Origin of the sequence: Chitinimonas arctica (assembly GCF_007431345.1) — a bacterium.
GTDB lineage: Bacteria > Pseudomonadota > Gammaproteobacteria > Burkholderiales > Chitinimonadaceae > Chitinimonas > Chitinimonas arctica.
This window is the reverse complement of sequence record NZ_CP041730.1, coordinates 5,173,798-5,188,329: the sequence shown is the minus strand read 5'-3', so window position 1 is coordinate 5,188,329 and position 14,532 is coordinate 5,173,798. Positions and strand designations below refer to the sequence as shown.

Annotated in this window: 7 protein-coding genes and 1 pseudogene; 6 read left to right on the top strand and 2 right to left on the bottom strand. The window is 57.9% G+C overall.

Going from position 1 to position 14,532, the window contains the following annotated elements:
• Positions 1 to 7 precede the first annotated feature (7 nt).
• Together FNU76_RS23470 and FNU76_RS24805 are read right to left on the bottom strand one after the other, a co-directional pair.
• Complete coding sequence (locus tag FNU76_RS23470) at positions 8 to 742, bottom strand: hypothetical protein (protein WP_144280452.1); 735 nt, start codon at positions 740 to 742, stop codon at positions 8 to 10.
• 309 nt (positions 743 to 1,051) lie between these two features.
• Positions 1,052 to 1,679: pseudogene (locus FNU76_RS24805) on the bottom strand (IS5 family transposase); the annotation flags it as partial.
• Between the two features lie 393 nt (positions 1,680 to 2,072).
• Between FNU76_RS24805 and FNU76_RS23465 the strand changes: the two are divergent.
• From FNU76_RS23465 to FNU76_RS23440, 6 genes are all read left to right on the top strand, one after another.
• The gene (locus FNU76_RS23465; RefSeq protein ID WP_144280451.1) at positions 2,073 to 3,257 is read left to right on the top strand and encodes a DUF1176 domain-containing protein; all 1,185 of its coding nucleotides are present in this window, start codon (positions 2,073 to 2,075) and stop codon (positions 3,255 to 3,257) included.
• 404 nt (positions 3,258 to 3,661) lie between these two features.
• Positions 3,662 to 4,339 (top strand): hypothetical protein, encoded by a 678-nt coding sequence (locus tag FNU76_RS23460; RefSeq protein ID WP_144280450.1) that lies wholly within the window; start codon positions 3,662 to 3,664, stop codon positions 4,337 to 4,339.
• Positions 4,339 to 5,031 (top strand): hypothetical protein, encoded by a 693-nt coding sequence (locus FNU76_RS23455; RefSeq protein ID WP_144280449.1) that lies wholly within the window; start codon positions 4,339 to 4,341, stop codon positions 5,029 to 5,031. The genes FNU76_RS23460 and FNU76_RS23455 overlap by 1 nt, the downstream gene beginning before the upstream one ends.
• A 108-nt stretch (positions 5,032 to 5,139) precedes the next feature.
• The gene (locus tag FNU76_RS23450; RefSeq protein ID WP_144280448.1) at positions 5,140 to 5,727 is read left to right on the top strand and encodes a hypothetical protein; all 588 of its coding nucleotides are present in this window, start codon (positions 5,140 to 5,142) and stop codon (positions 5,725 to 5,727) included.
• Positions 5,728 to 5,747: 20 nt separating this feature from the next.
• On the top strand, positions 5,748 to 6,428 hold the full coding sequence (locus FNU76_RS23445) for a hypothetical protein (protein ID WP_144280447.1): 681 nt from the start codon (positions 5,748 to 5,750) through the stop codon (positions 6,426 to 6,428).
• Positions 6,429 to 6,919: 491 nt separating this feature from the next.
• Positions 6,920 to 14,464 carry a calcium-binding protein gene (locus tag FNU76_RS23440; protein ID WP_179958268.1) on the top strand — a complete coding sequence of 2,515 codons (7,545 nt, stop codon included), beginning with the start codon at positions 6,920 to 6,922 and terminating at the stop codon, positions 14,462 to 14,464.
• Positions 14,465 to 14,532 lie beyond the last annotated feature (68 nt).

Here is a 14,532-nt window from a genome sequence, read left to right as displayed (position 1 = left end):
GGCACCATTACCAGCTGGTCGGATCGAGATGTCCAAAGGCGTCCTTCAGTGCATTTGTCATATCTTCAAATCCATTCTGGATATTGTCACCGAGAGATTTGAAAAAATTGGCAAAGTCGCCTGTGAAGAAGTTCGCGACGGTGCCCGTGAAAAAATTGTTGAAATCATTGGTAAAGAAATCAGGCAAAGTCTTCGAAAAGAAGTCGCCTACCACCATCCCTGCCCCGATCAACGCCGCAAGAGCAGGGATCGAGTCACCGCCTTGGCACGGGCTATTGTCGGTGGGCGCATAGGCGTCATGCAAGTCTTGGCCGGTAAAGGTAACCCCAGTCGTTGAAATCGAACTAACGATCGTGCTGGCGACTTTATCCCAGCAATGGGTGTTGAGCGCATCTTGAAGATGTTGCTTGCCGTCACCTTCGCTCTTTGCGTCCGCAATCGCGAGAATAAAATAGGCATTCTGCAGGCCAGGCCTCATGTTGCCAACAGTGGTGAAATCGTCGATTGTTGGGGAGGCAACACCGTCTGGGGTCCCAAAGGATGCCACGAGGGCAAGCGATTTCCAATCCTTGGCGGTGATCAGTGCTTTAATTTTGGAAGATGCTTGAGCGTTATTCTCGATCGCTAGGATAAACATCAAAGCTGCGGTCTGACCAGCTGGTAAGTTGCAAAATGCCATTTCGAACTCCTCTTTTACGATGGATTCTATGATGGGATGCCAAATAGCTTCTATGTCCTTCATTATTCAGTGGGCTATTCTCCATTCTTTATTCTGTAAATTCGACTAAATCGCGATCTAGGTTAGTGACTGATTTATATCGCCGCCACGCACCAATTCAGCAGCGTTGGCGACTCTGAGTTTGTTCGCATTCGCCGCGTACCGCTACCTACCAGGACTGACAGGTAGGGGAGACACAAGGGCCCAGCACGCACCGATGGTCGAACAAGTCGAACAGCGCCAGTGCAAGGCCCTCCGCGCAATGGTTGGACGACATAGGTATCCCGGCGTGCATACGCATCAATTGGTTGATGGTCGAGGAGCTTAGAGCCGCTAACACAACCTATTCACAATGCGCCAAAAATTCAACGAACACGCCAACTTAAGCACGGCGTAATGCGTATCGAGGCCTCGCTCAAAGTGGATTTGCAGTTTTCCAAAGACGGCGAGCCAGGCATGTGTCCGCTCCCCCCCCAGCGGTGCTGGCCCAGTGGCTCGCCGCTCTCGACACCTCGTCTGGCAATTCGCGCCAGGATACCCCGCTTGCGGAGAGAGGCCCGGCAACGTGAGTAGTCATACCCCTTATCGGCGTGGAGCTTGTCAGGTCGGTGGCGCGGCCAGCCGGCCCGAGAACCGAGGGCAGCAAATCCAACAAGGGCTCGTCTACCATCGAACTATGCCGGTTCGCCCCTGTGACCAGCACTGCCAATTAAACGCCACGGTGATCCACAGCGATATGACGCTTGCTGCCGAGCTTGCCTAGAGCTATTGGGTTCGGTCCAGTCTGCTTATTCCCCAGGGCTGGCGACGCCAGCGCCATCAATATGGCTCGACTCCAATCGATCTGGTCGTGCCATCGCAATTGGGTGAGTAACGCCAGAGGCAGGTGCTCTCACAAACCTTGGACTTTCTACTCTCGCAGGCGCCGCCAGTAGGTCATGCCACTGCAGCTGCCCATCTGGGCGCCCGCTTACTGGCGGTGTACGGCGTGACTCAGCGCGAGGGGGAGGTCGTCCACCTGGTGGTCGCGTGTGCCCATCCCGGCATGCGCTAGCGTTGAAAAGCGAAAGTAGAGCAGTCAATAAGGGACGTGCGCTGCCTATTCGCCGGCTTGGCGCGCTGACTCGGTGGCGGGCTTGTCGATGTGAAAAAGATGTGAGTTTTCGCACACGCCCGCAACCAAATGGTAACGGCAAGGAGCATTTGTCGTCAGCCGCTGATAAATGAGCCCCGGCGACGCCAGAGCATGCTCGTCCTCCATTCCGGCAAGATGTCCTACATGCAAGACAGCGGGCGGGCGGATCGTCACGCCCCCCGTTTCTAGACGAAGACACAATTCAGAAAAGAAAAACTCATGCCGGACCAGTCCAAGCGTAACGCCGGAGTAACGCTAGAAAAAAAGCACCCCCGTCACGTTAATTCGGACTGTGTACATAAAGCACGGTTTGCGCGCCAACGTCCTCTTCCCCTAATCCTCCTTACTGTCGCCCACCTCGCCAGCCAAGCCGCACCGTTACCGGTCTATCGAGAATTCAAGGATTGGCTAGTGGCTTGCAGCAACGACGGCGCTTGCGTCGCCAAAGGCTACGAGCAAACCAAAGGCACTGCCAAGCAATATGAAGGCAGTCCCGAGATGGTGTTGGAGCAGGCACCCGGCCCGCAGCGACCGGACTCGGATGACAATTCCAGGCTGGTACTCCGCTTCCAGTCCAAGCACAAGCTGGCACTGCCGCAACTGCGACTGAATGGCAAAGCCCTGTCGGCTGATGGGTGGGAAATCGGCCATCACGATCCAACCTGGATCCTTAGCCGCAATAGTGCAGCAGCCCGCAAACTGCTTGCCACCGCCAGGCGCAAGCAATTGCTACGATTAACCAATCGACAAGGCCGTATGTTGGCCAACTTCAAAGTTACGGGCTTGACCGCCGCACTGCTGCTGATTGATGAAACCCAAGGCCGGCTTGGCACCACGCAAGCATTGCTGCGCACAGGCAGCAAGTCCGCGTCAACGATCCCGCCGGGCCGCCCGCTACCGGTGTTGCACCTCGCTCCAATCGGCGAGCCCGAGGTCAGCGTTGCGGAAGCCGCTAGCCTGCTGCAAGCGGTCAGAGAGCTTGAGCCAGGTTGCGGGACAAGCGATGAGGGCAAGCTGGAGAGCGAAGTGGCGGCACTGAGCTTGCGTGAAGCGATTGTGCTGCTGCGCTGCGGCGGGAGCGACTACAACGCCGACTATGTCGGCTATCGCGCCCAGCGCCAAGGTGAACCTGAGCCCACCCGTCTCGCTCTGCCGGGGCTACCAAAACTGTTTACCCCCAGCTATAGGCTGACAAATGCCACATACAATTCCGCCAGCCGGACGCTGAACCATGAACGACCGGGCAGTCGCAAACCCGACTGCGGCGAAATCGGCAACTGGGTCTTTGATGGCCGTAATTTCGTTCTCGCTTACTACGGCCGCCAAGGCCATTGCGGCGGGCAGGGATGGTGGGATTGGCCGAGACTGTGGATTAGTACGGTGGAGCCGGCCGAGGCCAGGTGAGGACGACACTCAGAGGGGCGAGACCGCGTAATCTGCTCGTAAAGGCTAGATCAAATAGGGAGAGTCAGATTGAGATGGGTCTGCCATGAATGGTAATCTTTACGTGCCTCCCTTATTCCCGGCTAAACGCGCCAAAGCCTTTTACAGGCTGGCATAGCGGGTAAATGGACATTCTGCTTAAGGTGGTTGCTTTAGGCTTTTTTGAGGGGTTAGGTTTCTTGGTCTTGCGTAAATCGGTACAATGCTTGGTTTTTTTGGCTGGACGAAATTATCTATCTCCTCAAGCCTGTGCAGAGAAGTAGGCGCACGTTAGCCTGAAAACAAAAAAAGATTGATATAAGAGGGGCTTATGAAAAAAATAACTTTCGTTGCACATAGAGATAACTTCATCAAGGGGAGAGGGCATGCTGTTTGACTTCATAGGAAATTGTTATCTAGGCATGTCGTCCTCTTTCGCAGCGCCCCGCGCATCGGCAGGGTCCAGTGCAAACATGATGACAGCGATGCTCCTGCTGGCTTGCTCCGGCAACGCTTGGGCGCGCGATGAGCCCCCTCCGCCGATGCCATTCCGGCAATCACTCAATATGGTCAATATCGTCCTCGAAGCCAGGATTGATCAGGTCGAGATTGGCGTCAAAAAAAACAATACGCGGGCCTATCAATTATTGCCTACCGACGAAAAATCATGTCGATCGATCACCAAAGGGAAAGCCGTCGATGATAACTATTTGGTTATCCTACGCATCCGGGACGGCATTGTCCATTTTGCGCGGAAGCCCGAGGAAGCGAAATACTATTCCGACCGCATCGCTTTGAGAATGTTGGAGGGGGACCCCTGCGGTGCCTATGCCTTTTTCACGAGGGAGATGAAGCAGCGACGTTATCTCTTTCTGCTTAGGTATTTGCCCAAGCCGGAGGGTGCAAAGGAAGTCCTGCTCGAAGGCTTACAAATGCCGGAAATCGACTATGGCGGTGCCCCCAAGCAATGGTTTCACAACAGTCAGTCGTTTTGCCCTGAATATATCCAGCCGGTTGCCATCCTGCGGGATTTGATCGAAAAAATTTCGAGAAACCACAAGTAATGAAAACAAAGAGAGAAAAAATTCTGTTTGACTTCATAGGAAATTGTTATCGAGGCATGTCGTCCTCTTTCGCACCACCCCGCGCATTGGCTGGGTCCAGTGCAGGCGTGATGACAGCGATGCTCCTGCTGGCTTGCTCCGACAACGCTTGGGCGCGCGAGGAGAGCCTTCCACCAGTCCCCTTCCGGCAAGCGCTCGATCCGGTCAATATCATCCTGGAGGCTGCGATTGATAAGGTCGAGATTGGTGTCCATAAATATTATGAAACAGCCTATCAATTATTGCCGACAGATGATAAGGCATGTCGTGCATTCCGCAAAGGTGCCGAGGATCGATTTTTCGTTATCCTACGCACCCGGAATGGCATTGTCCATTTCGCGCGAAACCCCGCCGAATCGAAAAATTATACCAACCGCATCGCGTTGAGAATGTCGGAAGGCGACCCCTGCGGCGCTTATGCTTTTTTCACCAGGGAAATGAAGCTGCGTCGTTATCTCTTCCTGCTTAGTCACTTGCCCAAATCAGAAGGTGAAAAGGAAGTCCTACTCACAGGCTTGCCAATGCCGGATATTGAGAATGGCAGTGCCCCCAAGCAATGGTTTCACAATAACCAGTCATTCTGCCCGGAATATATTCAGCCTGTTGCCATTTTGCGGGAATTGATTGAAGCAATCTCGGAAAACAACAAGTAATGAAAACAAGGAGAGAAAAATGCTGTTCGACTTCATAGGAAATTGTTATCGAGGCATGTCGTCCTCTTTCGCACCACCCCGCGTATTGGCAGAGTCCAGGCACACGCGATGACAGCGATGCTCCTGCTGGCTTGCTCAGGCAACGCTTGGGCGCGCGAGGAGACTCCTCCGCCGCTTCCATTCCGGCAAGTGCTCGATTCGGTCAATATCATCTTGGAGGCTACGATTGACCGGGTCGAGATTGGCGTCGAAAAAAACAATACGAGTGTCTATCAATTATTGCCAGCCGAGGAAAAGGCATGCCGAGCGATTAGAAAAGGGAAGCGCGTTGATGATAACTTTATTGTTATCCTGCGCACCCGGGGTGGTGTCGTCCATTTTGCGCGCAATCCTGCTGAATCGAAATACTATACCGACCGCATTGCTTTGAGAATGTTGAAGGGGGAGCCCTGTGATGCTTATGCCTTTTTCACGAGGGAGATGAAGCAGCGACGTTATCTCTTCCTGCTTAATTACCTGCCTAAGCCGAATGACGAAAAGGAAGTACTGCTTGAAGGTCCGTTTATACCTGAAATCGTAGCTGGTAGTGCCCCAAAACAATGGTTCCACAACAACCAGTCATTCTGCCCGGAATATATCCAGCCTGTTGCCATTTTGCGGGAATTGATTGAAGCAATCTCGGAAAACAACAAGTAATGAAAACAAGGAGAGAAAAAATGCTGTTTGACTTCATAGGAAATTGTTATCGAGGCATGTCGTCCTCTTTCGCACCACCCCGCGCATTTGCAGGGTCCAGTACACACGCGATGACAGTGATGCTCCTGCTGGCTTGCTCAGGCAACGCTTGGGCGCGCGACGAGGCCCCTCCGCCGGTGCCATTCCGGCAAGTGCTCGATTCGGTCAATATCGTTCTGGAGGCCACGATTGCTCAGGTAGAGATTGGTGTCAAAAAAAACAATACGAGTGCCTATCAATTATTGCCTACCGAGGAAAAGGCATGTAGATCAATCACCAAAGGCAAAGCCGTCGATGATAACTATTTGGTTATCCTGCGTACTCGAGATGGCATCGTCCATTTTGCGCGGAAGCCCGAGGAAGCGAAATACTATTCGGACCGCATCGCTTTGAGAATGTTGGAGGGGGACCCCTGCGGCGCCTATGCCTTTTTCACCAAGGAGATGAAGCAGCGACGTTATCTCTTTCTGCTTCATCGCTTGCCCAAGCCGGATGATGCAAAGGAGGTTCTACTTACAGGTCCTTATATACAGGAAATCGCTGCCGGCAGTGCACCCAAACAATGGTTTCACAACTATCAGTCCTTTTGCCCTGAATATATCCAGTCTGTCGATATTCTGTCGGATTTGCTTAAAGAAATATCGGAAAACACCAAGAAATGAAAATAGAAGATAGTACCCTGGCCGCAATGATCGACTCCGACAGCTTGATTGGCGTAGGGAATGTGATCACTTATGCGTTCAGTAGCGCACTGACCACTGCGCAAGCGATTGAATTTTATGCCGCGATAGGAGAAGAGTGGAATCCCAGCAAATCACTGGACCGTGTCAGGGCGATGAACGACATGGAGAAGAACAGTGTTCGAGAGATTTTTAACTTTTACGCTACCTACCTGAATATCACTTTTAAGGAGGTGGATGAGGGGGCTGCCCCTGCGCTCCGGTTTTCCACCGCCGATTTTTCCAAGGTAAGTCTGAACGGCATCTATTTGACCGCTACAGATACCATTTATTACAACAACAATATGGAACTGCCAAAAAAAGGCAAGCCGTCATACCGTACCCTGATTCATGAGATTGGCCATGCTCTCGGGTTAAATCATGTGTGGGAATCCCCAGTCCCGCAAGATTTGAATAACCATGACTATTCAGTCATGTCACAGCATGATAGGGCCCGCGTCAGTTACACCACGTCACCGGTCGGGCCAAGGCAATTGGATGTGACCGCCCTGCAGCGTATCTGGGGTGCGAAGAGCGGCGCGCACGCGCAGGATGATGTCTACAAGCTCACTGGGGATGAGGAAGGCCGTTACACCGTATACGACACTGGTGGCAACGACACCTTGAGTGCCGCTGATTTGTCCGACCATGTAAAGATCTACCTCGAAGGCGGTAAAACCAGCAAAGTGGATGGGAAAGGCAATATCTCCATTACCTATGACAACTACACCGGCGAGGACGCCATTGAAAACGCCATCGGCGGCGCGGGTAACGACACCATCGAAGGCAACAAGACGAATAACGTGCTGAAGGGTGGTGCCGGTAACGACAGCATCAAGGGCGAAAAGGGCATGGATACGCTGGAAGGGGGGAGCGGCAACGATACCCTGGAAGGCGGTGAAGGTAAGGACAGCCTCAAGGGCGGCGAAAATGACGACTCGCTGATCGGTGGCAAGGACGACGATAAGCTCGAAGGGGACGACGGCAACGATTTTCTGGACGCGGGCGAGAGCGCCGATACGCTGTTGGGCGGAAATGGGCAGGATAGCTTGAACGGCGGCAGCGGTGCTGACCGGCTGATGGGTGGCGAGGATAACGATTCCGTCTGTGGTGGGGAGGATAACGACACCCTTCATGGCGAAAGCGGCAACGATTGGATGGACGGCGGCGGCGGCACCGATAGCCTGGAAGGCGGTGCGGGCGTCGATGTCTACAAAGTCGATGTGTCCGACACCATTTACGATGTCGATCGCAAGGGCTCGGTCATGCTCGACTACGCCGTGCTGACTGGCGGCAAACGTAAAAGCGGCGATCCCGAGGGCATCTACAAGAGCGAGGACGGCCGCTTTACCTATAAATTGGTGGGCGACACGCTGTACGTCAGCAACCGCGGTACGCCGCTGCCCACCAATAGCCTGACCATCAATAAATTCACCAACAAGGACCTCGGCATCACGCTGCGGGTAGAGCAATCCAAGGGTGGCGGACCGAATACCGGTGGGGCGCAGCAGACGCGCTCGCCCATCGTATTGGATCTCGATGGCGACGGCATCGAAACCACCGCCTTGGGATCGGCCTATTTCGACTTCGATGCCGACGGCTTGAGCGAACGGACCGCCTGGGTGGGGGCTGACGATGGCGTGCTGGTGCGTGACCTGGACGGTAACGGCGCCATCACCAGCGGCCGTGAGCTGTTCGGCAACGACACCCTGCTGCAAAGCGGCGAGCGGGCCGCGCATGGCTTCCAGGTGCTGGCCGAGTTGGACGATAACGGCGATGGGCTGGTCAATGCGCAAGACAAGGCTTACGCGGGTTTGCAGGTCTGGCGCGATGCCAACGGCAATAGCCTGAGCGAAGCCGGCGAGCTGCGGGGTTTGGCCGAGGCCGGCGTGCGTGCTGTCGGTACCGGATATACACCCTCTAGCCAAGTCGATGCCAACGGCAATGCCCACAAGCAGGTTGGCACGCTCCAGTTGGCCAACGGTACCACCACGACCGCCAGCGATGTCTGGTTCCGCATCGATGCCAGCGTGCGGGTAGACAATGGCATGGTCGTGCTGACCGACGAAGTGCTGTCGTTGCCGAATATCCGTGGCTTTGGCCGGGTGCATGATTTGCAGCATGCCATGGTGCTCGATGCCGGCTTGCGGACGCTGGTCCAGCAATACCTGGCCACGCCCAATACGGTCCAGCGCAACAGCCTGCTCGATCAACTGATCTATCGGTGGACCGGCTCGGCGGCCGTGGATCCGCATAGCCGCGACAGTCGCCCGGGCTACGGCCATGTGATGGATGCGCGCCAGTTGGTGGCGCTGGAGCACCTCACCGGGGCGCCCTACCTGGGTACCTGGTGTTGGGGCGAGCGCGATCCGAACCCGCACGGGGTGGCGGCGCCGCTACTGATTGCCGAGTACCTGCAGTTCAAGAGATACAGCAATGCCCAGCTATTGGTGCAGACCGACTACGCCGCCGAACTCAAAGACGTATTTCCTGATTTTGGTAGCTACGCAGAAGGGTTCGTCTGCGACTGGTCCAAACTGGCCGACAAGCTGAAAGCGCTGCATGACAACGGCCAATTGGACCGGTTGGCGTCGGTGGTTGCGACGATCAACGACCTGGGTGTCTATTCGCCCGACTATACCCAGGAAAAGACCGTTGCCTTCCAGGCCATCGCCACCGCCAATGCCGCGCTGGCGACGTTCCTGGATAACAAGATCCAAACCGGTACGACCGGTAACAATAGTCTGTTCGGTGCCTCGCAAGGCTCGGTGTTCCGTGGCATGGAGGGCGACGACCGTCTGTATGGTTTGCTCGGCAACGATATTTACACCATGGATAGGGGCCATGGCGACGATACCGTGCTCGATCTCGGGGGCGTGGATCAACTGGTGTTCAGTGCCGGCATCAAGGCGGCCGATCTGGTGTTCTCGCGCGAAATCAGCACGGTATGGATCAAGGTCAAGCAGCCGGATGGTTCGATCGCCGCTTCGGTGCGTATCGACAATTTCTTCGACCTGAGCGGCGCCCTCAGCAACGGCGCGATCGAAAAGATCCAGTTTGCCGACAATACCAGCCTGGACCAGACCCAAATACTGGCCAAGTTGAGCGCCGTCGCCATCACGACCGGTGACGACCTGGTGTTTGGCGGCGCCGATAAGGACCGGCTCGATGGTTTGAGTGGCAACGACACGATGCAGGGTCTGAACGGCGACGATCAATTGCTGGGCAATGCGGGCAACGATCAGTTGACCGGTGACGACGGCAACGATGTGCTGGACGGCGGCGCGGGCAACGACATGCTGATCGGCGGCCGGGGTAGCGATAGCTACAACTTCTCGGCCGGCCATGGCCTGGACGTCATCAGCAATATGACGGATGAGACCGTTGCGACCGACCGCATTCGTTTCGATGGGTCGATCAACCGGCTGAACCTGCAGCTCAAGCGTGAAGGCAATCATCTACAGATCCAGACCGGTACGGCGGATCGCATTACGGTCAGCGACTTCTTTGGCGAGGGGAGTTTGGGTGCGGGCGTGATTGCCGAGATCGTGTTTGCCGACGGTACGGTCTGGAAACCGGCCGATATCCAGGCCAAGGTCGGGGTCGGTGGTGCCGGCAATGATCTGCTCGACGGTTTGGGCGGGAACGACGCGCTGGTCGGCCTGGCCGGTCAGGATACCCTGCAGGGGCGCGGGGGCAGCGATACGCTGGTAGGGGGCGACGGTGACGATTGGCTGCGTGGCGACGATGGGAACGACCAACTACAGGGTGACGCCGGCCGCGATTCCCTATTCGGTGACGAAGGCGATGACACCCTCAATGGCGGTGCCGATGTTGACCGGCTGCTCGGCGGCCTGGGCAACGACAGCCTGCTGGGCGGAGACGGCAATGACACGCTGACCGGCGAAGCGGGGCGCGACACGCTACAAGGCGGCGAGGGTGATGACGCCGTGGCTGGAGGGCAGGGCGATGACCAGCTGAGCGGCGGCCGGGGCAACGATAAATTGGATGGCGGCATTGGTAGCAATCGGTATCTGTTCGCCAAGGGCGATGGGGTCGATACGGTCTACGACGCCTATGAAGGGCAAATGACCATTGCCCTGGCCGGCTTGGCGCCGGACGAACTCGTGTTCCGCCGCGACGGCCAGAATTTGACCATCGTTTTCCCCAGCAGCCCCACCGACATGTTGGTGTTCAGCGCGTTCTTCAACGGCGATACCCCGCGCGGCACGCTCAAGATCAGTCATGAAAACGGCACCGAGCGCAGCGTGGACCCGGTGCAGATGCGGCAGTTGGTGCTGATTGGCACCGAGCGGGCTGATGTGATCTACGGATTTTCCGACAACGACACGGTTGACGGGGACGCGGGCAATGACACGATCTATGCCGGTGACGGCCATGATCTGGTCAAGGGTGGCGAGGGGAACGATGGCATCGCGGGTGACCTCGGCGATGACAGTCTGTTCGGGGGAGTGGGAGACGACGGCATAAGCGGGGGCGAAGGCAACAATCTCCTGCAAGGTGAGGACGGCAATGATGGTCTGACAGGGGGCGGCGGCAATGACACATTGGACGGTGGCGAAGGCGGTGACAACTTGGATGGTCGTGGCGGCACGGATCTGCTGATCGGTGGTGCGGGCAACGATAGTCTGACAACCGGCGACGGTGACGACACCCTCGACGGCGGCAGCGGTAACGACATTGTGTGGGCCAGTGACGGCGCCAACCAGATTAGCAGCGGTAGTGGTGACGACGTCATCCGCAGCGGTAGTGGCGCGGACAGCATCCAGGGTGGCGATGACAACGACTATGTTCTCGCCGGCGACGGCGACGACCTGATCGAGGGGGGGAGAGGCAACGATTCGCTATATGGCTACGAAGGCGACGACACATTCCGGTTTGCCGCCGGTAGTGGCAACGATGAAATCGTTGAAGCCGCCGGTACCGACCAAGTCGTATTCAGTGGCGTACGTGCGGAAGACTTGTTGCTGCGCCGCGATGAAGAAGGCAGCCTGTTGCTCAAAAATTTGGCCACGGGCGATCAATTGCTCGTCAAGGGGGAGTTTTTCGATCGCCCCGGCGTGACCCAAATCGGCGCCATCGAGCGAGTTGACTTTGGTAATGGGTTGGCCTGGGATGGCGACACCCTCAAACAGCTCGTGCTCAAGACCGGCGAGACGGCCGATGCCATCTATGGGCATGCCGAAGCGGATCTCATCGATGGCCTGGGCGGTGATGACAAGCTGTTCGGCCAGGACGGCAATGACACACTGCTGGGCGGCCTCGGCGCCGACCTGCTGGACGGCGGCAGCGGCGACGATTCGCTAGGCGGTGGTGCGGGCAACGACAGCCTGGCCGGACAGGACGGCAACGATCTGCTGGCCGGTGGCGACGACGCCGACCTGCTGGAAGGCGGCGGGGCGGACGACACCCTGCAAGGTGATGCGGGTAATGACACGCTGCGTGGTGGCCAGGAGGCCGATCAACTGTTCGGCGGTGCGGGTCTGGATGTGCTGCAAGGCGATGCCGAAAGCGATCTGGTCAGCGGTGGCGACGCCAATGACACCCTCACTGGCGGGGTCGGTAGCGATACCCTGCGCGGCGACGATGGCGATGACCAGTTGGATGGCAATACCGATGGCGACCGGCTCGAAGGCGGCGCCGGCAACGACAAGCTAAACGGCAATCAAGGCAGCGACACCTTGCTCGGTGGTGCCGGCGATGATGAGCTGGTTGCGTCCGATGATTACCAGGAACGCGATGCCAATACCCTGGAAGGCGGCGCGGGCCAGGACACGCTATACGGTTCCTACGGCGATGATCGCTATGTGTTCAATTTGGGCGATGGCAAGGATCTGCTGGTCGAAACCCGTCAAGACCAGGCCTTCAGCAATATCGACCCTTCGCAGGACAGCCTGGTGTTCGGCGCCGGCATTGCCCTGGCGGATATCAGCATCCTGCGGCTCGGCAACGATATGGTCTTGCGGCACCGCAACGGCACGGATGAGATCACCGTGCAAAACTGGTTCCGCCCCATCGGCACCGCCCACTTCAAGCTTGATAAATTGCTGTTCGCCGATGGCACTTCGCTGGATCTGGCCGCCATCGAAGCCAAGGTCATCACCCAAGGCAGCAGCCAGGCCGATAACCTGTCCGGCTCGGCTGGCCATGACCACCTCCGTGGCGGTGCCGGTAACGACACCTTGTTCGGTCTGGCCGGCAACGATACGGTGGCCGGTGAAGCCGGCGACGACTACCTGGATGGTGGCCTGGGCAACGATACGCTCGACGGCGGTGTCGGCAAGGATCAGCTGATCGGCGGCGAAGGCGACGACCGCTTGCTGGGCGGCAGCGAAGACGACAAGTACGTCTTTACCAGCAACTGGGGCAAGGACGTGATCGACAATGTCGGCGGCGGCAGCGACTGGCTGTTCTTCTCCGAACTGGAGAAGGCCCAGCTGAGCTTCAAGCAGGAAGGCCAGGACCTGCTCATCGGCGTGGTCAGCGACGCCAGCCGCACGGTACGGGTGCTGAACCACTTCAGTGGTGGCGCAGCCGCCATCGCCTACCTGCAACCGAAGAGCGGCAACGCCCTGTCGGCGGCCGATATCGCCCGACTCCTGCCGGTCGATCCGAATCCGCCTACGCCCGGTACCGGCGGCAGCGGCCCGGCCAACCCGGCCGACTTCAACCAGGTCAAGGAAGGCACCGCCAATGCCGACCAGCTCAGCGGTGCCGGCGGCAAGGACCTGCTGCGCGGCCTGGGTGGCGACGACCAGCTGTTCGGCGGTGCCGGCAATGACCGTCTGGAAGGCGGCGATGGCAACGACTACCTGTCCGGCGGCTACGGCAGCGGCAATAGCGGCGACGACCTGCTGATCGGCGGGGCTGGCGACGACCAGCTGAACGGCGAAGACGGCAACGACCGGCTGGAAGGGGGCGCGGGCAACGACAGCTATGTGTTCGACGGCGCCTCGCAAGACGTCATCGACAACAGCGGCGGCGGCAGCGACGGCATCTTCCTGGCCGACGGCATCGGCGCCGCCCGCCTCAGCTTCCAGCGCGACGGCGACGACCTGCTGGTGGTGGTGGACAAGCAGCTGACCACCTCCCTCCGGGTGCTCAAGCACTTCAAGGGCGGCGAGATGGCCATTGCCTATGTGCAGCCCAGCGGCGGCAATATGTTCACCGCCGCGACCATCGCGCAGATGGTGGCCGCGCAAACCATCCCGGGCGGCTACGAGACCCTGCAGGACGGCGACGCCAACGGCAACAAGCTGACCGGCGCGGCAAGCCGCGATCTGCTGCGCGGCCTGGGCGGCGACGACACCCTGTTCGGCGGGCTGGGCAACGACCGGCTGGAAGGCGGCGACGGCAATGACTACCTCTCGGGTGGTTACGGCAATGTCGCCAATACCGGCGACGATATCCTGGTCGGCGGCACCGGCAACGACACCCTCAACGGCGAAGATGGCAAGGACCGGCTGGAAGGCGAAGCCGGCAATGACTTCTATATGCTGGCCAAGGGTGCCGGCGCCGACGTCATCAAGGACTTCGACGCCACCGCCAACAACAGCGACACGGTGCAGTTCAAGGACGTGAAGTCGACCGAAGTGACGGCGGTGCAAAAGGCCGGCGTCAACCTGGTGCTGAAGTACGGCGCGACCGACCAGCTGACGGTGGAGAACTACTTCGACGCCACCAATGCGGTCGGCTACCGGGTGGAACGGTTCACCTTCAGCGACAGCGTGGTCTGGACCAACACCCAGATCCAGGCCAAGGCGGTCACGGTGGCGGGCTTGCAAGCCGCCGCGCTGCCACGGCCGCCGATGGTGGAGACGGTGTCGGTGGACCAGCAGCTGGCCAGCCTGGTCAGCGCCATGGCGGGCTTCTCGCCGATGGATGCGGCCCAATGGCAGCAGACCGTGCCGGCGCACGAGATGCATAGTCCTATGTTGAGTGCGAATCGCTTGATGTAAGCCGTTGAAGCGGTAGCAGCAAGGAAAACCCGGGTCGAAAATTTCGGCCCGGGTTTTTTAGCCAGAGC